19 protein-coding genes and 4 pseudogenes are annotated in these 21,178 nt (G+C 69.7%); 7 read left to right on the top strand and 16 right to left on the bottom strand.

The annotated features are described in order from the left end of the window. Window position 1: 1 nt before the first annotated feature. Window positions 2–91: pseudogene (locus F5X71_RS37245) on the bottom strand (2-deoxy-D-gluconate 3-dehydrogenase); the annotation flags it as partial. Next, window positions 67–222, bottom strand: coding sequence for a hypothetical protein (locus F5X71_RS37240; protein ID WP_174817153.1), 156 nt, complete (start codon window positions 220–222; stop codon window positions 67–69). The gene F5X71_RS37240 and the pseudogene F5X71_RS37245, both read right to left, overlap by 25 nt. A gap of 86 nt (window positions 223–308) precedes the next feature. Between F5X71_RS37240 and F5X71_RS28565 the strand changes: the two genes are divergently transcribed. Next, window positions 309–1,652: a TIGR01777 family oxidoreductase gene (locus F5X71_RS28565; protein WP_167464790.1), complete on the top strand. Its 1,344-nt coding sequence runs from the start codon at window positions 309–311 to the stop codon at window positions 1,650–1,652. A 20-nt stretch (window positions 1,653–1,672) separates the two neighbouring features. Here F5X71_RS28565 and F5X71_RS28560 read toward each other — a convergent pair whose 3' ends face one another. The 4 genes and pseudogenes from F5X71_RS28560 to F5X71_RS37235 all read right to left on the bottom strand — a co-directional run. Further along, window positions 1,673–3,001 (bottom strand): class I SAM-dependent methyltransferase, encoded by a 1,329-nt coding sequence (locus F5X71_RS28560; RefSeq protein WP_428981505.1) that lies wholly within the window; start codon window positions 2,999–3,001, stop codon window positions 1,673–1,675. Next, a complete protein-coding gene (locus tag F5X71_RS37635) occupies window positions 2,938–3,312 on the bottom strand; it encodes a DUF1365 family protein (protein ID WP_342803777.1) in 375 nt (124 codons plus the stop codon). The genes F5X71_RS28560 and F5X71_RS37635 overlap by 64 nt, the downstream gene beginning before the upstream one ends. Window positions 3,313–3,412: 100 nt before the next feature. Beyond that, window positions 3,413–3,658: pseudogene (locus F5X71_RS37630) on the bottom strand (DUF1365 family protein); the annotation flags it as partial. Beyond that, window positions 3,655–3,914: pseudogene (locus tag F5X71_RS37235) on the bottom strand (amine oxidase); the annotation flags it as partial. The pseudogenes F5X71_RS37630 and F5X71_RS37235, both read right to left, overlap by 4 nt. Before the next feature lie 253 nt (window positions 3,915–4,167). Here F5X71_RS37235 and F5X71_RS28550 point away from each other — a divergent pair. Beyond that, on the top strand, window positions 4,168–4,524 hold the full coding sequence (locus F5X71_RS28550; RefSeq protein ID WP_167464788.1) for a VOC family protein: 357 nt from the start codon (window positions 4,168–4,170) through the stop codon (window positions 4,522–4,524). A gap of 53 nt (window positions 4,525–4,577) precedes the next feature. Here F5X71_RS28550 and F5X71_RS37625 read toward each other — a convergent pair whose 3' ends face one another. The 3 genes from F5X71_RS37625 to F5X71_RS37535 form a co-directional block, all read right to left on the bottom strand. Beyond that, window positions 4,578–4,898, bottom strand: coding sequence for a hypothetical protein (locus tag F5X71_RS37625; protein WP_342803747.1), 321 nt, complete (start codon window positions 4,896–4,898; stop codon window positions 4,578–4,580). Between the two features lie 720 nt (window positions 4,899–5,618). Beyond that, window positions 5,619–6,485: a MerR family transcriptional regulator gene (locus F5X71_RS28540; protein ID WP_167464787.1), complete on the bottom strand. Its 867-nt coding sequence runs from the start codon at window positions 6,483–6,485 to the stop codon at window positions 5,619–5,621. Window positions 6,486–6,575: 90 nt separating this feature from the next. Further along, a complete protein-coding gene (locus F5X71_RS37535) occupies window positions 6,576–6,710 on the bottom strand; it encodes a hypothetical protein (RefSeq protein ID WP_275106748.1) in 135 nt (44 codons plus the stop codon). Window positions 6,711–6,801: 91 nt separating this feature from the next. Here F5X71_RS37535 and F5X71_RS28535 point away from each other — a divergent pair, with 91 nt between their 5' ends. The 3 genes from F5X71_RS28535 to F5X71_RS28525 all read left to right on the top strand — a co-directional run bounded on the left by F5X71_RS28535 (window position 6,802) and on the right by F5X71_RS28525 (window position 9,885). After that, window positions 6,802–7,413 carry a lipocalin family protein gene (locus tag F5X71_RS28535; RefSeq protein WP_238815524.1) on the top strand — a complete coding sequence of 204 codons (612 nt, stop codon included), beginning with the start codon at window positions 6,802–6,804 and terminating at the stop codon, window positions 7,411–7,413. A gap of 120 nt (window positions 7,414–7,533) precedes the next feature. Beyond that, window positions 7,534–8,859 (top strand): cryptochrome/photolyase family protein, encoded by a 1,326-nt coding sequence (locus F5X71_RS28530; RefSeq protein WP_167466812.1) that lies wholly within the window; start codon window positions 7,534–7,536, stop codon window positions 8,857–8,859. A gap of 237 nt (window positions 8,860–9,096) precedes the next feature. Next, the gene (locus F5X71_RS28525) at window positions 9,097–9,885 is read left to right on the top strand and encodes a PIG-L deacetylase family protein (RefSeq protein ID WP_167464785.1); all 789 of its coding nucleotides are present in this window, start codon (window positions 9,097–9,099) and stop codon (window positions 9,883–9,885) included. Window positions 9,886–9,908: 23 nt separating this feature from the next. Here the strand turns inward: F5X71_RS28525 and F5X71_RS28520 are convergent, their stop codons facing one another. Continuing rightward, the gene (locus F5X71_RS28520) at window positions 9,909–11,411 is read right to left on the bottom strand and encodes a sensor histidine kinase (protein WP_275106747.1); all 1,503 of its coding nucleotides are present in this window, start codon (window positions 11,409–11,411) and stop codon (window positions 9,909–9,911) included. A gap of 374 nt (window positions 11,412–11,785) precedes the next feature. Between F5X71_RS28520 and F5X71_RS28515 the strand changes: the two genes are divergently transcribed. After that, window positions 11,786–12,520 carry an alpha/beta fold hydrolase gene (locus tag F5X71_RS28515; protein ID WP_238815523.1) on the top strand — a complete coding sequence of 245 codons (735 nt, stop codon included), beginning with the start codon at window positions 11,786–11,788 and terminating at the stop codon, window positions 12,518–12,520. Window positions 12,521–12,535: 15 nt separating this feature from the next. Here the strand turns inward: F5X71_RS28515 and F5X71_RS37850 are convergent. The 4 genes and pseudogenes from F5X71_RS37850 to F5X71_RS28495 form a co-directional block, all read right to left on the bottom strand. After that, a pseudogene (locus tag F5X71_RS37850) lies at window positions 12,536–12,607 on the bottom strand (peptide deformylase); the annotation flags it as partial. A 76-nt stretch (window positions 12,608–12,683) separates the two neighbouring features. Then, window positions 12,684–13,343, bottom strand: coding sequence for a class I SAM-dependent methyltransferase (locus F5X71_RS28505; RefSeq protein WP_167464783.1), 660 nt, complete (start codon window positions 13,341–13,343; stop codon window positions 12,684–12,686). A gap of 60 nt (window positions 13,344–13,403) precedes the next feature. Continuing rightward, window positions 13,404–15,221, bottom strand: a complete 1,818-nt coding sequence (gene ctaD, locus F5X71_RS28500) for an aa3-type cytochrome oxidase subunit I (protein WP_167464782.1) — start codon at window positions 15,219–15,221, stop codon at window positions 13,404–13,406. Between the two features lie 186 nt (window positions 15,222–15,407). After that, window positions 15,408–15,641, bottom strand: a complete 234-nt coding sequence (locus F5X71_RS28495) for a hypothetical protein (protein WP_167464781.1) — start codon at window positions 15,639–15,641, stop codon at window positions 15,408–15,410. A gap of 446 nt (window positions 15,642–16,087) precedes the next feature. Here F5X71_RS28495 and F5X71_RS28490 point away from each other — a divergent pair, with 446 nt between their 5' ends. After that, a complete protein-coding gene (locus tag F5X71_RS28490; RefSeq protein WP_167464780.1) occupies window positions 16,088–18,058 on the top strand; it encodes a cytochrome c oxidase assembly protein in 1,971 nt (656 codons plus the stop codon). A gap of 31 nt (window positions 18,059–18,089) precedes the next feature. On the opposite strand, the gene F5X71_RS28485 is transcribed toward F5X71_RS28490, so the two are convergent. Beyond that, window positions 18,090–20,366, bottom strand: coding sequence for a heavy metal translocating P-type ATPase (locus F5X71_RS28485; protein WP_167464779.1), 2,277 nt, complete (start codon window positions 20,364–20,366; stop codon window positions 18,090–18,092). Between the two features lie 13 nt (window positions 20,367–20,379). Further along, complete coding sequence (locus F5X71_RS28480; protein WP_167464778.1) at window positions 20,380–21,144, bottom strand: zf-HC2 domain-containing protein; 765 nt, start codon at window positions 21,142–21,144, stop codon at window positions 20,380–20,382. Between the last annotated feature and the right edge of the window lie 34 nt (window positions 21,145–21,178).

The raw sequence follows: 21,178 nt of genomic DNA, 5'->3' as shown, positions 1-21,178 counted from the left end.
CCACCGTCGCGCCGAGCCCGGCGCGCCGGGTCGCGATCGCCTTGCCGATGCCGGAATTCGCGCCCGTCACGGCCGCGGTGCGCCCGCGCATGGCAGCGGGACGCGGATCGTCGTCGGCCCAGCCCGGCGGCGGAGCCGGAATCCGAGGCGGGTGTAGCCCGGGCCGATCGTCCGGTCGAGCAGGGTGTCGAACAGTGAGGGTCGGCCGGGCGCATCGGTCATGGCGCAATTGTCCTGTGCTTCTCGATATTCTCGGAACAACGATGCATGAACGTTGCAATGCGGCAGGACCTCGTTAGAGTCGAGGCATGGGCATCGAGTGTTCGACCGTTGTCGCGGTACCCCGCTCCGAGGTCTTCGCATGGCATGCCCGACCAGGCGCGTTCGCCCGGTTGGCGCCGCCGTGGCAGCCGGCCTCGGTGCTGACCGAGGCCGCCTCGCTGGCCGACGGCCGGGCCGTGCTCGCGCTGCCGGGCGGGTTGCGCTGGGTGGCCGCGCACGACCCGGCCTGCTACGACCCGCCGCGGCGCTTCGTCGACCGCATCGCCGTCGACGGGATCGGTTCCTGGCCGACCGGTCTGCTGCTGCGTTGGCGGCACACCCACGATTTCGAGGTCGTCGACGACACGCACACCCGGGTGGTGGACCGCGTGGCGTCGCCGGTCCCGGCCTTCGCGCTGCGCCCGATGTTCGACTATCGCTACCGCCAGCTGGCCGGCGACCTGGCCGCGCACGCCGACGCGGCCCGCGCGGGATTCACCGCCAAGACCGTCGCCGTGACCGGCGCCTCCGGCCTGGTCGGCGCCGCGCTCACCGCCTTCCTGTCCACCGGCGGCCACACCGTGGTGCCGCTGGTTCGGCATGCGCCCCGATCAGGTGAAAGGCGCTGGAGCCCCGACGATCCCGCGCCGGACCTACTCGACGGCGTCGACGCGGTGATCCACCTGGCGGGCGCGTCGATCGCGGGCCGGTTCACCGACGAGCACAAGAAGGCGATCGTCGACAGTCGCGTCGGGCCGACCGAGCGACTGGCTGCGCTGGCGGCGCGCGCTGGTGTTCCCGTGTTCGTCAGCGCGTCCGCGATCGGCTACTACGGCTACGACCGCGGTAACGAGCGCCTGACCGAATCCGCCTCGCGCGGTGGCGGTTTCCTCGCCGACGTGGTCGAGCGCTGGGAGGCGGCAACGCGCGGCGCGGCCGACGGCGGGGTGCGCGTCGTCACCGTGCGCACCGGGATCGTGCAGTCCCCGCGCGGCGGTACGCTGCGCCTGTTGCGGCCGTTGTTCGCGACCGGTCTCGGCGGCCGGGTCGGCGACGGCGAGCAGTGGCTGTCCTGGATCGGCATCGACGACCTGGTGGACATCTATCACCGTGCCCTGTGGGACGACACCCTGTCCGGTCCGGTGAATGCCGTTGCGCCGCAGCCGGTGCGGAACAGCGAGTACACCCACGTGCTCGCGGCGGTGCTGCATCGGCCCGCGCTGCTCCCGGTGCCCGAGTTCGGCCCGGCGCTGCTGCTCGGTGAACAGGGCGCACGCGAACTGGCCGCCGCGAGTCAGCGCGTGCTGCCCGAGGTGCTGATACAGGCCGGACATCGGTTCCGCACACCGGATCTCGGGACCACGCTGCGGCATCTGCTCGGCCGCACCTGAGCGCGGCGCCGGGCCCGGCGTCACGCGGACGCGGCGCGGGTCAGCAGGATCTGGTGCACATCGAGGTAGCCGCAACGGAATCCGGCTTCCGCGTGCGCCAGGTACAGCCGCCACATCCGCCGGAAGATCGGATCGAAGCCCAGCTCGGCGACCCGATCGGCGCGGGCGTTGAACCGCTGCTGCCACAGCCGCAGGGTGTGCGCGTAGTGCTCGCCCATCGAGAGCTGTTCGCGCACAACCAGTGTGGTGCGGCGACCGGCGACGTCGGCGAGCAGCCGGGTGGAGGGCAGGAAGCCGCCGGGGAAGATGTATTTCTGCACCCAGGTGTAGGTGTGCCGGGTGGCGCGCATGCGCTGGTGCGGCATGGTGATCGCCTGGATCACCGCGCGTCCGTCCGGTGCGAGCACCCGATCGATGGTCTCGAAGAAGGTCTCCAGGTATTCGTAGCCGACGGCCTCGATCATCTCGACCGACACCACCGCGTCGTATTCGCCGCGGACCTGGCGATAATCGAGCAGATCTACGGCGACGCGCTCGGCCAGACCCGCCGCCGCGACCCGGTTCAGCGCGAGCGCGCGTTGCTCGGTCGAGAGGGTCACCGAGCGCACTGTCGCGCCACGAGCGGCCGCACGCAGCGCCAATTCGCCCCAGCCGGTACCGATTTCGAGCAGCCGGGTGCCGGGGCCGACCCCGGCGCGATCGAGTATGCGATCGATCTTGGCACGCTGGGCGGCGGCGAGGTCGGCCCAGCGCGGCGGCGGGGCGGTGGCCGGGAACAGCGCGCTGGAGTAGGTCAGGGTCTCGTCCAGGAACAGCTCGAACAGATTGTTCGACAGGTCGTAGTGCCTGGCGATGTTGGCGTGGGTGTTGGCCTCGCTGTTGCGCTCGGCGGCCGGCTGGCGCGCCACATAGAAGCCGCGCAGGGCGCGCAGCGGCGCCGGGACCAGGGTGTCGATGTGCGCGGCGAACACCGCGAGGGTCGCGGCCGGATCGGGCGCCGACCAGTCACCGGCCATGTAGGCCTCGCCGAAACCGATCAACCCGCCGACCCCGAGTCGCGCGGCGAAGTCGCCGGGCCGGTGCAGGACCAGCCGCGGCCCGTCCGCGCTGCCCCGGCCGAGGGTGTGCCCGTCCGGGTATTCGACCAGCAGGGGCAGTGTGCGCACGGCGCGGCGGAACAGTTTGTCCGCCACCGTCGCGGCGAACGCGGCGCGGGTGCCGGTGGGCACCCGTTCGATATCGGGCCAAGCGGCCACCGGGAGTGCCGCGACGTTTGATGGTGTGCTCACCGCGAATACTCCTCGAGGTGTTCGGCGGGCCGGGGGACGAGCGGCAAGCCGCGTGCCCATAGCCGCACGCCGTGCCTGCGAATACGCATCGAGATCAGCAGTGGGGCAAGGGGTATTGCCACTGTGGCGCGCAGGATGGTACGGACGGTGGCCGGATGGCAACGGCCGGTCATCGAGGCGGCGAAGATCGGCCGGTCGTCGGTGCGGGTGATGGACACCCGCAGGTGTTCGTCCGGTTCGGGCAGGCGCATCCGATACTCGCCGCGCACCGGATTGAACGGCGACACATAGAACTCTTTCGCGATGTGCGCCGCCCCGTCCACGTCGGGACGGACCAGATAGCGATGCCGTTGGCCGTAAGTGCTGTGCACCTCCGCGACGACACAGACCGGGCACCCGTGTCGTCCCGGCACAGAACAGGGTGAGCGGATTGAAGACGTAGCCGAGCACGCGCGCGTCGGCCGGCATCAGTATCCGGCCGCCGCGCAGGTCGATCCCGTGCGCGGCCAGGTAGTCCTCGATGTTCGCGCGCAGGGTGCGCTCGGGATCGCCGAGGTGGTCCGCGGCGTGGAACCCCGCGAACGGCCGCAGCCAGCGGGGCAGGTGCGGCAGGTCGTCGAGGTCGACCAGCCAGCTGTAGCTGCGGTACCGGAACTCGTGGCGCACCGGGACGCGGCGGACGTGGCGGATGCGGGTGCGCACGATCCGCGCGGTCATGCTGTCCGCACCGCCGTGACGGGGCCGGGGAGCCAGCGCGCGCCGAGCCGTTCGGCGGCGCGCAACCCGGCGAGCGCGCCGTCCTCGTGAAAACCCAGCCGTGGTATGCGCCCGCGAAAGCGATTCGGGCGCATCCTGTTTCGGTCAACCTGCGCTGCGCGGCCACTGACTCAGTGGTGTAGCGGGGGTGCTGTTAGACCATCCGTTCCAGGATCGGGTCCGGCTCGACGCGATCCCCGTCACCGAGGGTGAGGAGCATGCCGGGCCGGATACCGCAGCGCACTGTATTGCCGATGAGCGAGCATTCTCGCTGAGGCGCGCATTTGGAATGTGATCTTGTGGCGCAACACATCTCACGATCGGTACGGAATTCCGTTCACCGCGCGGCCGCCTCTGCAGGCCCTACCGTGAACGTGCAGAGCTTCCCCTTACCGCCGAGAGGAACCGCTAATAGCCAGCACCCTACCCAATATCAGCGATCTCGAGCCAAGGTCAGGTAAGGTGACGCAATGGTCATGCGGGTGGCGGTTCCCGTGCTGCCGTGCCGAGATGTGCACGCAGCGCGGTCGTACTTCACGGACGTGCTCGGATTCGACACCATATTCACCTGGGAGACCCCACCTAGCTACGCGGCCGTGATCCGCGACACCGCCGAGTTCCACCTATGCGCCGAAAGCAGCGTCGGCCCGGCCAGGGTGGTGGTTATCGTCGACGACGTCGATTCCTGCCACGACGAGCTGCGCGCCCGCGGCGCCGACATCGTCGAGCCACTGGGTGACCGGCCCTACGGGATGCGCGACTTCAACGTACGGACACCCGATGGGCACTTTTTGATCTTTAGCCAGCCGCTTACCGAGTACGGGTGACCATCAGCGGACCAGCCGGAAGAATGGCCGGACCTCGTCGACAAGCCAGCGCCCTACCCAAGATCAGCGATCTCGAGCCAAGTCAGGTTACCTGCCGTTTTTGTTGCGGCGCGGCCGATTTCGCGCAGGGCGGGTTCATCAGCGAAGCCGAACGCATGGCCGAACTCCTCGCCCACGTCGTGACCCGCGCCGTCGAACCCCGCGTCACCCAGGTCGAACACGTCCTGCACCAGCTCATCGAGCGCGGCGCGGTCCGCGCCGATATCGACACCCGCACCATCGCCACCATGGTCTTCGGCGCGTTCCTGCGCGGCGACGCCGCCGCGCGCCAGCCTGCCCGAACAGCTCACCACCATCCTCTGGCCCGCCCTCACCACCCGCTCCTGACCGCGCCGCAGTGTGCGTCGAGCACCCATCGAGTCCGAGGAGATTCTGTTAGGACCTTGTCCGTCTTGCCCTCCAGGCACGTCGTCGTGCCCGGACTGGACTTCGAGCCCCGCCGACGCAAACAAGCCCGCTGCCTCGGCCCGCCGACTTCAGTGCGCACGCCTGCCAGATCGCGTCCTACCACGCACTCTCTTGCCGCATATCGGTGACACGGGGGAGTAGAGACTCGCGCCCAGCAAAGCGAGAACGCGTTCCAATCCTGCTGTCGCAGTTCCCTGATTGGCGGCCCAACGAACTGTCACGATGACTGTTGACAACCCCAGTTGTAGACATTTGGCACCGCCGTAGCGCAACCAGGCTGGTGCGGCGGTGTCGAGATTCGCGATCAGTCACGAACGACACGCTGTCCAAAATCGCGACCATGCGGTGTCCGGTTTCGCGATCAGCGCCAGCGCCCGATACCTCGAGCTGGTGAGTCATCGCACTCCTCTTCGATGCCGGTCGCGCCCGAGCGCGATGCGACATCGCGCCGGGAACGGAGTTGCGCGCCGTTGTCCGAGAGCATGGGCTGCGAACTCTTGATGCGTCGATTATGCGTCGTTTCGCCAGAAGGGCAACCCTGCCTCGAGGTGGGCGGTTGCTCGGACGGCATGCGCGGGTCGGCGGCACGAGAAACGGCCCGCCTCGAGGCGGGCCGGAGGGGTGGTCTATCGCGTGGGCCGGGGCGCCGCGGTGAGCTGTTCGACGGCGTCGAGCAGGCTCGCGACGCGGTCGGTGGAGTCGGGCAGAATCACCGCGTCCCAGCCGGGCCCGCCGACGAAGACCCGGGCGCCCGCCTCGTGGCAAGCCCGCACCGCCGAGGTCAGCGCGGTCGATTCCTGCTGCGACCAGAGCATCACCATCGCCGGGCGCGGCTGCCTGGCGAGGCTGTCGGTCAGTGCGCCGGTCGGCACGTCCGCACCGAGCATGTGGGCGCCGATGTCGCGCTCGGCCAGTGCCGCGCGCAGCACCTCGAGCGGCAACGCGTGCGTTTCCCCGCTGGTGCAGGCCAGCACCACCGGTGTCGGGGCGGGTGTGTCCGGTGGCGGGTTGGTGCGGTGCAGCACCGAGGTGATGCACCAGGACAGCAGGTGTTCGACATCGATGCAGCGCTCGCCCGCGCCCTGGCGCTCGATGATGTCGCCGAAGGCGGGGCGGCACAGGCGATCCCAGGTCTCGGCGACACCGTAGGCGCGGAAGTGGGCCTCCAGGTGATCGGACACCGTGCGGGTTTCCAGCCGGAATGCCGCGTCGAGTAGCGGGAGTCGGTCGCCCGATCGCGGGGTCGGGCCGCGGACCGCCGCGGCGGCGCCCGCCGGGGTCGCGCCGTCCTGGATGAGCGTCAGCATGCGGCCGAGCTGAACGATGTCGGCCTCGGTGTAGAGCCGGTGCTTACCGGGTCGATGCTGCGGCGGGCCGATGTTGTAGCGCCGGTTCCAGCTCCGCAACGTCGCCGTCGGAATGCCGAGTCGCTCGGCCACCGCGCGGACCGTGTAGCCGGCCGCGTCGGCGGCGGGAGCGGAACCGGCGGTCATCGCCTTATTCTGCCTGTCCCGCCGCGCTCGATTCACTGCGCCCGGGTGCCACGCCGTCGTGCGGAGTGTCCGGCGGCTCGACCACGGTGTTCAACGCCGGACGGTGGCGACCGTCGCCGCGCACAGCAGACCCCAGCCCGCGGCGACCGCGACGCCGTAGCCCGCCGGCCAGGCGTGGCAGTCGATCGCCTCGTGCCCGGTGATCTTTGTGGTCGGGTCGCTCACGGTTCCTCCTCGGAGCCGATGGGTCGAGTGAATCGATTGTGCATCGTTATGCGATAGTATGGCCCATATCATCGATTCCCGAGGAGTTCGCGTGACATCTCGAAGCAAGCGGCATCCCCTTCGTCTGCTCGCCGTCCTGGCCGGATTCGCGGCCGCGGCGCTCACGGTCGGCAGCGCGCAAGCCGTGCCGGCCGCCGGGCCGTCGCCGGTGCCGTCGCTGGACCTGACCCGTTACGCCGGTACCTGGCATCAGCTCGCCGCGATCCCGCAGTTCTTCCAGCTCGCCTGCGCCCGCGACACCACGGCGAACTACACGCTTGACCCGCAGGGCGATGTCGTGGTGCGAAACCGGTGCACCACATGGGCGAACACCACCAACGAAGTCACCGGCACCGCGACGGTCAATGACCGCGTCACCAACGCGCAACTGCACGTGAGCTTTCCCGGCGTGCCCACCCAGGACCGTGGCACGGGGCCGACCAACTACATCGTGACCGCACTCGCCCCGGACTACTCCTGGGCGGTGGTCACCTCCCCGAATCGGTTGTCCGGCTTCGTGCTCGCGCGTGCGACCCGGCTCGACGCCGCGGCGTGGTCGCTCGTGCGGGCGGGAATCGTTGCCGCAGGACAGGATCCGTGTGTATACCTGACCTCTCCGAGCGTCGGTGGCTTCACCGGGATCGTGCCGCTCTGCACGGTGTAGACCGCGGGCCCGGCGCTCGTGCGGGTCGCGTCGAGGCCGCGGGCCTGAGCCGCCCATCGCGCCGCGGCGCCACCCGCACGAGCGCCGGACCGGATCGTCGTGGCAGAGGAAGAGGAGCAGATGACCGTCAGCATCGCCGTGTTCACCCGCGACCTGCGCGTGCACGACAACCCGGTGCTCACCGCCGCGCATCGCGAAGGTGACTCGGTGGTACCGCTTTTCGTGATCGATGAGGCCATCGCGTCGGGCCGGTTCACGGCCCCGAATCGGGCGCGCTTCCTCGCCGCCGCGCTCGGCGAACTGGACGCCGAGCTGCGGGGTATCGGCGGCAAGCTGGTGGTGCGCCGCGGCGATGTCGTCGAACAGGTGGCCGCGGTGGCCGAGCAGGTGGGTGCCGTCGGCGTGCACATCGCCGCCGATGTGAGCGGCTACAGCCGCGCTCGGGAACGGGCGCTGCGGGAACGGCTGGCGCGGCACGGTTGTCCGCTGCACAGCCACGCCGCATCGATCACCGCCGCCGATCCCGCGGAGCTCGTGCCGTCCACCGGGCGCGACCACTTCGCTGTGTTCACACCCTATTTCCGGCGGTGGGCCGAGGCCCACCAGCGCAAGCCGCTCGGCAAGCCGCGCGAGCTCACCGTGGCGGCGGTGCGGGGCGAGCCGCTGCCCGAGCCCGCGGCACTCCGTGCCGGGCCGACTTCGCCGCAGCTCGCTGTCGGTGGTGCGACCACGGGACGAAAGCTGGTGCGGGACTGGCTGTCCGGGCCGATCGAGGTCTACGCGGAGCGCAACGACGACCTCACCGCCGACGCCACCTCCCGACTGTCGCCGTATCTGCATTTCGGCTGCGTCTCGCCGGTCGAGCTGGTGCATCGGGTCGACACGTCCACCCCGGGCGGCCACGCATTCGCCAGACAACTGGCCTGGCGCGACTTCCATCACCAAATGCTCGCGGCCAGACCGGATATCGCGTGGTCGGACTATCGGCCCCGCCCCGGCGAGTGGCGCGCGGACCCGCAGGCCGCCGCGGCCTGGCGCGCGGGCCGCACCGGGTTCCCGATCGTCGACGCGGCGATGCGCCAGCTGCGCGCCGAGGGATGGATGCCGGGCCGTGCCCGGCTCATCACCGCGAGCTTCCTGGCCAAGTCACTGCGCATCGACTGGCGCGTCGGCGCGGCGCACTTCTTGCGGTGGCTGGTCGACGCGGATCTGGCGAACAATCAGCTCAATTGGCAGTGGGTGGCCGGGACCGGCACCGACACCAGGCCCAATCGCGTGCTCAACCCGCTCAGGCAGGCCAAGCGCTACGACGAGCACGGTGACTATGTCCGGCGTTGGCTGCCGGAGCTCGCCGCACTTCGTGGCGCCGCGGTGCACACGCCATGGCGCGAGAACATCGATCCCGCGGTCTATCCCGCGCCGATCATCGAATGCGTCGGCATGTAGCGGGCGGATTGGGCGGCACTTGTCGCAATCCCCTTCCTAATTCGCGACGTCCGGTCTTGAATTGATACATCGAGGCTTAGTCGTCCCTGCGGAAAGGGGGCCTGTGATGATGGGTACCGTCGACATCGCGATCACCATCGCCCGAGTATTCGACACGCTGCAGAAGGCGCTGTTGCTGCTCATCCTGCGCTGAACCGCGGGCCGTCGCGGTGCGCTCGAGTGCGGCAGACTGGTCCGATGGCGACCGTTGTGGCACTGCACGCGCACCCGGATGACGAAACCCTGCTCACCGGAGGCACTCTGGCGAAGCTGGCGGCGGCCGGGCACCGCACCGTGCTGGTCGTCGCGACCGACGGGCACATGGCCACGCTCGACGGTCCCGCGCCCCGCCTGGCCGAATTGGCCGCCAGCGCCGCGGCATTGGGGGTCGCTCGGGTGGCGCATCTGGGTTACGCCGACAGCGGGCACGGGCCCGTGCTCTACGCCGACCCGGCGGACCGCACCCGTTTCGCCCGAGCCGATCCCGAGGAGGCCGCCGCACGGCTGGCCGCGATCCTGCGGGAGGAGGCGGCCGAGATCCTGTTCAGCTACGACCGCAACGGCGGCTACGGCCACCGCGACCATGTGCGCGTGCACGAGGTCGCCCGTCGTGCCGCCGAATCGACCGGCGGCGTGCGGGTATTGGAAGCCACCGTGCCACGGGAGCAGGTACGGCGCATCGCGCGGATACTCAGCGTGCTGCGCATCCGGAGCAACCTCGCGCGGCTCGATACCGTGTACAGCGCGGCCGACGAGATCACGCACCGGATCGAGGTGGGCGCTTTCGCGAGTCAGCGCAAGACCGCGCTGGCGGCACACCGGTCGGTGCTCGCGGGCGGCAGTGGTTTCGCCGCTCTCGCCAAGCTGTTGCTGCGCATGCCGGACCGGGTGCTCGGCCGGATCATGCGGTGGGAGTGGTTCGTCGAGGCAGGGGGAGTGCCGCGGACTCCGCCGCTGGACGACGTACTCCGCCCGGCCAGGCAGTGAAAGACGTTGTGCGCGTGACGAACCTAGGCGGCATCCGGTGGTCTGCGCGGTAGGAACACACTGAACGTGGCCCCGGCACCGGGCTTGCTGTCCACCGTCACCCGGCCGCCGTGCGCGTCGACCAGCGCGTGCACGATCGACAGCCCGAGGCCGGTGCCGCCGCTGGCCCGCGTCCGTGAGGCGTCGGTGCGGTAGAACCGTTCGAACACCCGCGCGACCGCCTCGGGGGCAAGGCCTGGCCCGGAGTCGATCACGTCGAGGCGCACCTCGTCGACGCCGGGCGTGAGCCGGACGACGACGGCGGCCTCGGGTGGGGTGTGGGTCAGCGCGTTGCCGAGCAGATTGGTCAGCACCTGCCGCAGTCGCGGTTCGTCGCCGAGCACATCGAGGGTGCCATCGCCCGGCTCGATCACCAGTCCGATGCGGCGGTGCGGCTCCTGGTGCCCGGTGGTCATCGCCTGTGCGCTGTGCACCGCGTCGCCCGCGAGCGCGAGCAGATCCACCGGTTGCCTTGCCAGCGGCCGCTTCTCGTCGAGGCGCGCCAGCAGCAGCAGGTCCTCCACCAGCAGGCCCATCCGCTCGGCCTCGGATTCGATCCGGCCGATCACCATGGCCGCGTCCGTGCTCGCGCCCTGGCGATACAGTTCGGCGAAGCCGCGGATGCTGGTCAATGGCGTGCGCAGCTCGTGGCCCGCGTCGGCGACGAAGCGGCGCATCCGCGTCTCGGAGCGCCGCGCCGCCGCCTCGGAGGCCTCGGTGGCGGCGACCCCGTGCTGGATGCGGGTCAGCATCTCGTTCAACGAGCGCGCCAGATGGTCGACCTCGGTGTCCACGTCGCGCACCGGAACCCGGCGGTGCAGATCGCCGCTCGCGATCGCCGCCGCGGTGTCCTCCACCGCGCGCAGCGGGCGCAGGCTGCGCTGGATCACCAGGTAGCCGACCACCCCGAGGGCGACCAATGCCGTTGTGCCGATGGCGAGTTCGAAGAAGATGAGCCGGGAGACGGTTTCCTGGTTGTCGGTCAGCGGCAGGGCGATGACGGTCGAGCCGTATTCGTTCGCGGTGGACAGGACCCGCCAGTGCACAGCGGAACCGTCGGCCGACCCGACCGTGGTCGGTGTGTCGTCGAGTCGCGCGGGCAGCGCGGGTCCGCTCGAATTGGTAATGCCCCCATCCGGTTTCGTGTACAGCTGCCCGCCCGCACCCTTGCGCAGTTCGAAGAACCGGTGCGGTTGATCGCCGGTCGATCGGGATACGGGCAGCTGGGTCGGTGCGTCGGCCGGAATCCACTGCACCACACCCTGTTCGGCGAGTACCATCCGCATCGGCCGAGGCTGTGCCCAGGAATGCGCCGCGTCGAGCAACTGCTCGTCGGTGCGCGCGGTCAGCGATCGGCTCAGCGCCGAGGTCACCGCCACCCCGGAGGCGAGCAGCGCGGTGGTGGTGAGCAGCAGCACGGCGATCACCAAGCCGATCCGCAACGGCACGGCCGACAGTCGCCGGGCCAGCCGGGCGCGCGGATTCACGATCGCCGCGCCGAGCGCGCCGCCCGCGTGCTCCCGGCACAGATATCACCCATCATGCGCCTCAGGATGACCGCCGAACTCCAGTCCGGGCTGCGAGCTCGCTGAGTATCCGCTGTGTACCGCGGCGGCCTGCCGAAGGGCGTCCGCACCGCCCCGTTGCGTTGCGGACACCCGGGCCGGCCGGCGCGGTTGCCGATTCAGCGTCGATCCGGCGTACTACTCCAAGTACCCATTCGCCGCACGGGCCACTCCTCGAATTCGTGCGACTTTTGTCCGGTATCAGAATCGCCGCGATACCCGCATACCAAGCGTTCGTGTAAGACTCGCTCATGGCCTCCGGCAAGTCACCCCTTGTTCTGCTCCACGGCGTCACCATGTCCGGTAGGGCGTGGGATGAGGTCATTCCGCTGGTGACGCCGCGGCACGAGGTGTTCGCGCTCACCGCGCCCGGCCATCGGGGCGGTCCGGCGGTGACGCGTCATCCCGCCACCGTCGCCCAGCTCATCGATGGCATCGAAGGCATGCTGGACGAGTTCGGGCTGCATCGGCCGCACCTGGCGGGCAACTCGCTCGGCGGCTGGATCGCGATCGAACTCGCCAGGCGCGGCCGGGCGGCCAGCGTGTGCGCGTTGTCGCCCGCCGGGTTCTGGACGGCGGGCACGCACGCGCAGTCCGACGGCGTCACGAAGTTGCGCAGGCTGGCCGCGCTCACCCGGCTCACCCGCACGGTGCAGCCGCTCGCCCTGCAGGTGCCGCTGGTCCGCCGACTCGGTCTAAGCGATATCGCCTGCCGTGCGGATCGATTGACGCCGAGCGTGGTCGGACAGGCCGCGCGCGACCTGCTCGACTGCACGGTCATCGACGATCTGCTGCCCACCGACGAACAGATCGCGCCGCTGGACCCGCTGCCGTGCCCGATCACGCTGGCGTGGTCGGGCCGCGACGCCATCCTGCCGCCGGAGATCAACGGCAAGATCGCCAGGGAGCGCCTGCCGCAGGCCGAGTTCACGGTGCTGCCCGACGTCGGCCACGTCCCGATGTTCGACGACCCGGCCCTGGTGGCGCGCACCATTCTCGCCACGACGAGCGCCCACACCACGAACCCTTAGCGCCCGCTCACCCCGGTCGGGCATCGTCTCCGGCAATTCCGAGGTTTCCAGTACGGGATTCACGACGCACCCCCGATGCCGGGTGGAGCCGTCCACCAGCGGCCACCGGGTGGGCGGGCGCGGTCAGTCGCGCATCACCGGCGATGAGAATCGGTCGAACAGCTCAGTGGCGACGGATGAGCAGGAGGTTGTCCTTGCGGGTGCCGGGCATGCCCTCGGGGCTCGGCTGATCGCGCTCGGCGAGTTCGTCGCGCGCAACGGTCCATTCGGCCGGATCGAGCCGCAGCCCGGCGAGCACCTCGGCGGTGGTGGGGAAGTGGATATCGGCCGGGGGCTCGCTCACCCAGCTCGGCCAGGTGGCGTGGCCCACGATGAGCAGGAGCCCGCCGGGCGCGACGGCCGCGGCGGCGCGGGACAGGATGGTCGTGCGTTCGTCGGCGTGCGCGACCGGTGAGTGCAGGTACTGGGCGGAGACCAGGTCGAAGGTGCCCTCGGGGAACGAGTGCGCGAGATCGACCTGCTGCCAGGTGATTCCGGTGACGCCGAGCTCGGCGGCATGGGCGCGGGCCCGGCCGAGCGCGGTTTCGGCGACGTCGACGCCGGTGACCCGCCAGCCGTGCTGTGCCAGCCAGATCGCGTCGGCGCCCTCGGCGCAGCCCAGGTCCAGTGCGGTGCCCGCCGGCACCCCGGTGATCTCCCGGACCAGCAGGAAGTTGGGATTGCCGGACCAGACGCGCTCGCGCTCCTGGTAGAAGTTCTCCCAGAACTCGACGGTGCTGCCGGCCTCGGGTGCGTCCGCGCCGTGGCTGTGTGTCTCGGTCATGGTTCCCACGATCCCCGCGTGGGGCGTTATCGGCAAACCTTGTTGCCGATTCGGCAACATTCAGTCGGTCTTGCCGGTCTCGCGATCCGGTTCGGCCTTCGTCAGCTCGACCGGTTCGGCCGCGGCGCGATCCTCGACGATCTGACTGCCGCCGCGATGCCCGGAGCCCCATCCGGCACTCGACTCGGCCCGCATCCGCTCGACCATGTGCGGGTAGTGCAGCTCGAAGGCCGGACGCTCGGACCGGATGCGCGGCAGCTCGTAGAAGTTGTGCCGCGGCGGCGGGCAGGTGGTGGCCCACTCGAGGGAATTGCCGTAACCCCACGGATCGTCCACGGTGACGACCTCGCCATAACGGAAGCTCTTGAACACATTCCAGATGAACGGCAGCATCGAGGCCCCGAGAACGAGCGCGCCGATCGTGGAAACCGTGTTGAGCGCGGTGAATCCGTCGCCGGGCAGGTAGTCGGCGTAGCGGCGCGGCATGCCTTCGTTGCCCAGCCAGTGCTGCACCAGGAAGGTGAGGTGGAAGCCGACGAAGGTGGTCCAGAAGTGCCACTTGCCCAAGCGTTCGTCCATCATCCTTCCGGTCATCTTCGGGAACCAGAAATAGATACCCGCGAAGGTGGCGAACACGATGGTCCCGAAGAGCACGTAATGGAAGTGCGCGACCACGAAATACGAGTCGGTGACATGAAAGTCCAGCGGCGGCGAGGCCAGGATGACACCGGACAGGCCACCGAAGAGGAAGGTCACGAGAAACCCGAGCGACCACAGCATCGGCGTCTCGAAGGTCAGCTGGCCGCGCCACATGGTGCCGATCCAGTTGAAGAACTTCACACCGGTCGGCACCGCGATCAGGAAGGTCATGAACGAAAAGAACGGCAGCAGTACCGCTCCCGTGGCGTACATGTGGTGCGCCCACACCGCCACCGAGAGCGCGCCGATCGCGATCGTCGCGTAGATCAGCGCGGTGTAACCGAACAGCGGTTTGCGGCTGAACACCGGGAAGATCTCGGACACGATGCCGAAGAACGGCAGCGCCACGATGTACACCTCTGGATGGCCGAAGAACCAGAACAGGTGCTGCCACAGCAGCACGCCGCCGTTGGCGGTGTCGTAGATGTGCGCGCCGAGATGCCGGTCGATCGCGAGCGCGAACAGCGCCGCGGTGAGGATCGGAAAGGCAAGCAGCACAAGGATACTGGTGATCAGGATGTTCCAGGTGAAGATCGGCATCCGGAACATGATCATGCCGGGGGCGCGCAGGCAGATGATCGTGGTGATCATGTTGACGCCGCCGAGGATGGTGCCGAGACCGGACAGGATCAAGCCCATGATCCACAGGTCACCACCCGCACCCGGCGCGTGCTCGAAGGTGCTGAGCGGGGTGTAGCCGGTCCAGCCGAAATCGGCGGGCCCGCCCGGGGTGAGGAAGCCCGCGGTCGCGATGGACGCGCCGAACAGATACAGCCAGTAGCTGAACGCGTTGAGCCGGGGAAACGCCACGTCGGGCGCGCCGATCTGCAAGGGCAGCACGGCATTCGCGAAACCGAACACGATCGGTGTCGCGTAGAACAGCAGCATGATCGTGCCGTGCATGGTGAACAACTGGTTGTACTGTTCGGTCGAGAGGAACTGCAGGCCGGGCCTGGCCAATTCGCCGCGCATCAGCAGCGCCATCAGGCCGCCGATGAAGAAGAAGCTCATCGCCGAGACCAGATACATGACCCCGAGCACCTTGGGATCGGTGGTCGTGATCATCTTCCAGAGGTAGGAACCCTTCGGCCCGGTTCGTGCCGGATATGGCCGAGTCGCCTGAAGTTGTTCGGTCTGCGTCACACTCACGGCCGCCGCCACCTCCGAACCGGGGTTCATCTACGGCCGGCACGACCGGCCTCCCTCAACGTAACCACGGGACGGCGCTCGCGCGCGGGCCGTTGATCAACGTTGCCGAAGATTAGCGTCGCTCCTGCGAAAACCGCGCTCTTGCTTGGCATTTGCTGTCAAGGGGTGTGATCGTGCGGACCGGGTCGGTGACCGGCCTACCGCATCGGCGGACGCTCAGAGCTCGAGCGGGTCGCGAATGATGATGCCTTCGACGGAGCGCAGCCGATCGGTCATGGTGGCCAGCAGATCGATCGAGTCGGTCGACAGGCCGACGGCGGTATGGATCAATCTGCGCAGCAGCGGGCTGGACAGTGCGCCGGCCACTGTGATGTCGTGGTCGGTCGATGTGGCGTCGAGTGGTCGAGCGAGTTGGTCGAGATCCACGGTGTAGTACTCACAATCGGTCATCTGGCCCCCTGGGGCCATTGTGGGCGCGCTGGGCCGCGCGCCGAAGCGTTGTGCGGTCGGCGAGTTCGATTGCCTGCTGTTGCGGCGCACACCGCACTCCCTTCGTCGCTGCATCGACCCGGAACGTTTCGTCCGGTTTTCCGGACGACGGAAGGAAACGACAACGATGCTCTCGGCGTACGTGCACCGATGCGGGGCGGCCGAACAGTGCCGAGCTGGTGCGGGGCCCGGCGGGGGACGCTGGACCACAGGGTAGCGGTGGCCACCTATGGTGCCTGCGGCCAGGGGCGTGCGCACGCCGCGGCACGAGCTGCCACGCGGCGTGACGGCCCGGTTGCCGGGCCGTCGGTGACCTGACTCATACTTGGCGCGCTGCCGGAACTTTCCCTTCCTCGTATCCGACCGGTCCAGCGAGACCTGTTGTAGGTGCGTGGACTTCTCAGAGGATGGTGGACTTCAACGTGCAGGTGAAACGCTCGATAGTCCACCTGGTCTGGCTCGCCGCCGCGATCGTGTCGCTCGCCGTCGTGCTCGGCTCGGTGCTCGAGGCGGGTGAGCTGCCCTATCGAGCGGCGGGCATCGCCTACCCCGGTTTCGCCGATGTCCTCGGCTACGTGCTGCTGCGGGTCGCCGCCGCCCTCGCGGGCGCGACCGCGCTCGGCGCGCTGGTCTACGCGGTGTGCTGCACCGCGGTGACCGGCCGCGGCCGCTTCGATGTCGACGGGTACGCCGGACTGCGGCTGGCCGAGCGGGCCGGGCTGGTCTGGCTGGTGTCCGCGCTGGTGCTCATCCCGGTGACCGCGGCGAATATCGGCGGCATGACGGTGTCGAACCTCTTCCGGCTGGGGGCGTTGGGCGCGCTCATCGATGCCGGCGAGAAGCCGAAGGCCTGGATCGTGGTCGCCGTGCTCGCCGCGGTGGTGACGCTGGGCGCGCGAATCCTGTTGTCCTGGAACGGCGCCGCGGTGTTGCTGCTGGTGGCGGGGATCGCCGTGCTGCCGCCCGCGCTGGTCGGGAACGCGGGCGAGGGCCCGAACCACGACTACGGCACCGGCGCGATGATCATCTTCCAACTGGCCGTCTCGGTGCTGCCCGGCCTGCTCTGGTGTGTCGCCGAACACGTACGCAGGCAAGGCGAACACGTGGGCACGGCGGTGCGCCGCGGTGCGCTCATCACGCTGCTGTGCGTGCTCGCCGCCGCGCTGAGCGGCCTGGTGCTGTGGCTGATCCTGCTGCCCTGGCCTGCCGTGTTCAGCACCGGTTACGGCAGGCTGGCGCTGCTGGTCGGCGCGATCGGCGTCGGACTCGCGATCGGCACGCGCGCGGGCCGGGCGGCGGCGCCCACCGCCCGGACCTGGCTGATGATCGCCTGCGGCGCGGCGCTTTCCGCGGTGGCGCTCGGCGCGACGGTGGCCATGGCGGTACAGCCCGCGCCCGCCTTCGCCGATCGATCGTTCACCGCGCAGGAGGTGTTCCTCGGCTTCGATCTGTTCGATCCCCCGAACGCCCTGCGGCTGCTGACCCAGTGGCGGTTCGACCTGGTGCTCGGGTCAGCGGCGGTGGCCGGGATCGTGCTGTACGTGCTCGGCGTGGTGCGCCTGCGGCGGCGGGGGGACGCGTGGTCGCGGTGGCGCACGCTGTCCTGGGTGAGCGGTTGTGTCGCGCTGCTCATCGCGACCTCCTCCGGCATCGGCACCTACGGCTTCGCCATGTTCAGCATGCACATGATCACGCACATGGCCTTGAACATGTTCGTGCCCGTGCTGCTGGTGCTCGGCGCGCCGGTGACCCTGCTGCTGCGCGCGGTCCCCGCGGCCAAGCGCGGGGCGGTGCACGGCGTCCGCGAATGGGTGCTGGCCCTGCTGCATTCGCGGCCGACCGCGATCATCGCGCACCCCGCGACGGCGCTCACCCTGTTCGTGATCTCGCTCTACGGCCTGTATTTCACCCCGCTGTTCGAGAGCCTCATCCGCTACCACTGGGGGCACGTGCTGATGAACGTGCACTTCCTGCTCGTCGGCTACCTCTACTACTGGGGCATCATCGGCATCGATCCCGGCCCGCGCCGGCTGCCGCATCTGGGCAGGCTCGGTGTGTTGTTCGCGGTCATGCCTTTCCACGCGTTCTTCGGCGTCGCCGTGATGTCGATGAACACGGTCATCGGCTCGCGCTTCTACACCAATCTGCAGCTGCCGTGGCACATCGACCTGCTCGCCGATCAGCGGATGGGCGGCGGCATCGCCTGGGTCTCCGGCGAGGTCCCGGTGCTGCTCGTGGTCGGCGCGCTGCTGACCCAGTGGGCGGCACAGGACCGCCGCACCGCGGTACGCACCGACCGCAAGGACGACGAATACCAGGACTCGGACCTCGAGGCCTACAACGCGATGCTGGAGAAGTTGGCCCAGTCCCGGCGTTGAGCCCGGCCGGATCGGCGAAATCCGTTCGGGCTCAGCGCGCGAAGCGCACCTTGCGCAGCCGCAGGCTGTTCGACACCACGAAGAACGACGAGAACGCCATGGCCGCGCCCGCGATCAGTGGGTTCAGCAGGCCGAGCGCGGCAACGGGAATGGCGAGCACGTTGTAGCCGAACGCCCACACCAGGTTGCCCTTGATCGTGCGCAGCGTGGCGTGCGCCAGCTCGATCGCGTCGGCGACCGCGCCGAGATCCTCCCGGACCAGGATGACGTCGGCGGCCGCGATCGCGACATCGGTGCCGGCGCCGATCGCCATGCCGAGGTCGGCGGTGGCCAGCGCCGCGCCGTCGTTGATGCCGTCGCCGACCATCACCACCCGGTGCCCCCGCTCCTGCATGCGGGCGATCAGGTCGACCTTGCCCTCCGGAAGCAGTTCGGCGACAACCTCGTCGATGCCGATCTCGTCGGCCACCGCCTGCGCGGCGAAGGCGTTGTCGCCGGTGAACATCAGTACCCGCAGCCCGAGCCGATGCAGCCGGGCGATCGCGGCCGCCGCGCTCTGCTTGACGGTGTCGGCCACCGCGACGACGGCCACCACGGTGCCATCGATCGCCACCAGAACCACGGTGCGCCCGGACTTCTCCTGCCCGCGCACCGCCCGCTGCGACTCCTGCGGGATCTCGATGCCCTGATCGCTGAACAGCCGAGCCCGGCCGACCAGCACCGAGCGGCCATCGACCACGCCGCGCGCGCCCAGACCCGGTAGCGCTTCGAAGGATTCGACCGCGGGCAGCTCGTCGCCGAGCTGATCGCGCGCGTAGCGGGTGATCGCGGCGGCGACCGCGTGCTCCGAGGCCGCCTCCACCGCACCGGCCGAGCGCAGCACCTCGGCTTCGGTGCCTGGCCCGTGCGCGAGGACCGCGACGACGCTCATCGCGCCGTTGGTCACGGTGCCGGTCTTGTCCAGCACCACGGTGTCCACGTCGCGGGTGGCCTCCAGCGCCTGGTGCCCCTTGATGAAAATGCCCAGCTGCGCACCGCGTCCCGAGGCCACCATCAGCGCGGTCGGGATGGCAAGGCCGAGCGCGCACGGGCAGGCCACCACCAGCACCGCCAGCGCGGCGGCGCCGGCACGGTCGGCGCCCGCACCGGCGATCAGCCAGATCGCGAAGGTCAGCGCGGTGATCAGGAATACGAACGGCACGAACACCGACGAGACCCGATCGGCGATGCGCTGCATGCGCGCCTTGCCGGTCTGGGCCTGCTCGACGAGCCGGATCATGCCCGACAGCTTCGTATCCGCGCCCACCGCCGCGGCTTCCACGATGAGCCTGCCGGTGAGCGCGGTGGTGCCGCCGATCACCGCGAGCCCAGGGTGCACGTCGACCGGGATGGACTCACCCGTCATCGCGCTGGCGTCGACACTCGACTCACCCGACACCACAAGGCCGTCGGTGGCGATGGTCTCGCCGGGGCGCACCACGAAGCGCTGGCCCTCGACGAGTTCGCCGATCGGGACGCGCATTTCGCGGCCGTCGCGGGTCAGCACCGTCACCTCACGGGCGCCGAGCGCGGCCAGCGCCCGCAGTGCGCTGCCCGCCGAACGCTTGGCCTTGGCCTCGAAATACCGGCCCGCCAAGACGAATGCGGTGACGCCCGCCGCGACCTCGAGGTAGATCGCGTCACTCGACCAGATCGCCGCCCAGACGCCGTCGGGTGCGGGGCCGGAGCGATTCGGGTGCAGGAACATCGTGTCCAGCGACCACAGCGTCGCGGTGAGCACGCCGACCGAGACCAGCGTGTCCATGCTCGCCGCACCGGCTTTGGCGTTGGCCAGTGCCTTGCGATGGAACGGCGCCGCCGACCAGACCACCACGGGCAGCGCCAGCACCGTGAGCACCACCTGCCAGCCGGTGAACCGGGTCGAGGGGATGGTGGCGAACATCACCGACAGATCGGCTAGCGGGAAGAACACCATCAGCGCGACCACCAGCCTGCGCAGCAGGCTGCTGACCTCCGCGTCCTCGGGCGCCGCGCTGATCGCCTCGGCCCGGTCGGTCACCGGCGACGCGCCGAAGCCGATCGCGTCGATCTCGGCGCAGAGCTGTTCGGCGACAACACCTTCGGCGGCGTCGATGGTGGCGATGCCGGTGGCGTAGTTCACCGAGGCGGTCACACCGTCGACCTTGTTGAGTTTGCGTTCGATCCGGTTCGCGCACGCCGCGCAGCTCATGCCGGTGACGGCGAGCGAGATGCGAGCGGGTGCGGCGGCAGGCTGATCGGGTCGAAGCTGGTCGAGCTCGATGGTCATGAAAGTCCGTTCATCACGCGGCGGGATCTTGGGTGGCGTGCAGGTGGCCGAGGCGACGGCCGAACTGGGCGCCCGGCGGCAGCACCAGATCGGCGGGCGCCCGATCGCTGGTGGGTGGCGAGGTGGTCGGGCGGCGGGTGCGGTGCACCACGACGACCAGGGCCAGTGCGACCACCAGCACCCCGTGCGAGAGCACGCGCGAGATCGGCACCACACCGGAGTACAGGTCGGCGACGACGAACGCGCTGAGCGCGGCGACCAGCACGCCGAGCACCGGCAGGACCCCGGACGCCGCGTGCGGCCGCAGCGCGCAGTAGATGAACCCGATGCCGATGGCCAGGCTCCACGCGGTGCTCTCGTTGAGCAGATGCCTGCTCATCTCGGCGCCGTGGTGATGGCTCATGCCGAAGTCGATCCCGGCGAGCTGGACCAGGCCGAGCGCGCACTGCAGGACACCGAGCACCCCGAGCGCGAGGCGGGCCGCCGCGGCCGGTGTGGTGAACGTGACACCGCGGGTCCCGGCCACCGCGGCGCGCCACCGCGACAGCCGCGCGCCTGCCGGTGGCTCCAGCTCGGCGGCGGCGAAGATCGCGGCGGTCAGGTCCGGCGCGTACGACGCGGTGTCACGCAGCCGTTTCGAGGTCTCGACGGCGGCGACGTACCAGGAACAGCACTCGCCGCACTGCTCCAGATGCTCGTCCACCCGCGCCGCTGGAACGGTTTCGCGTTCCCCGTCGATCCGGGCGGACAGGGCTGTCCGGCACACTTTGCACTCCACGCCCAGATTGTCGTCTACCGGGTCGCCGAAGTTC

This window comes from Nocardia brasiliensis (genome assembly GCF_011801125.1).
Taxonomy (GTDB): Bacteria; Actinomycetota; Actinomycetes; order Mycobacteriales; family Mycobacteriaceae; genus Nocardia; species Nocardia brasiliensis_C.
This window is presented reverse-complemented; position numbering and strand designations above follow the sequence as displayed.

Coding starts and splice junctions, on each gene's coding strand:
- F5X71_RS37240 (WP_174817153.1), bottom strand. CDS start 222: ATGACCGATGCGCCCGGCCGACCCTCACTGTTCGACACCCTGCTCGAC.
- F5X71_RS28565 (WP_167464790.1), top strand. CDS start 309: ATGGGCATCGAGTGTTCGACCGTTGTCGCGGTACCCCGCTCCGAGGTC.
- F5X71_RS28560 (WP_428981505.1), bottom strand. CDS start 3,001: ATGGGCACGCGGCTTGCCGCTCGTCCCCCGGCCCGCCGAACACCTCGA.
- F5X71_RS28550 (WP_167464788.1), top strand. CDS start 4,168: ATGGTCATGCGGGTGGCGGTTCCCGTGCTGCCGTGCCGAGATGTGCAC.
- F5X71_RS28540 (WP_167464787.1), bottom strand. CDS start 6,485: ATGACCGCCGGTTCCGCTCCCGCCGCCGACGCGGCCGGCTACACGGTC.
- F5X71_RS28530 (WP_167466812.1), top strand. CDS start 7,534: ATGACCGTCAGCATCGCCGTGTTCACCCGCGACCTGCGCGTGCACGAC.
- F5X71_RS28525 (WP_167464785.1), top strand. CDS start 9,097: ATGGCGACCGTTGTGGCACTGCACGCGCACCCGGATGACGAAACCCTG.
- F5X71_RS28515 (WP_238815523.1), top strand. CDS start 11,786: ATGTCCGGTAGGGCGTGGGATGAGGTCATTCCGCTGGTGACGCCGCGG.
- F5X71_RS28505 (WP_167464783.1), bottom strand. CDS start 13,343: ATGACCGAGACACACAGCCACGGCGCGGACGCACCCGAGGCCGGCAGC.
- ctaD (WP_167464782.1), bottom strand. CDS start 15,221: ATGAACCCCGGTTCGGAGGTGGCGGCGGCCGTGAGTGTGACGCAGACC.
- F5X71_RS28495 (WP_167464781.1), bottom strand. CDS start 15,641: ATGACCGATTGTGAGTACTACACCGTGGATCTCGACCAACTCGCTCGA.
- F5X71_RS28490 (WP_167464780.1), top strand. CDS start 16,088: ATGGTGGACTTCAACGTGCAGGTGAAACGCTCGATAGTCCACCTGGTC.
- F5X71_RS28485 (WP_167464779.1), bottom strand. CDS start 20,366: ATGACCATCGAGCTCGACCAGCTTCGACCCGATCAGCCTGCCGCCGCA.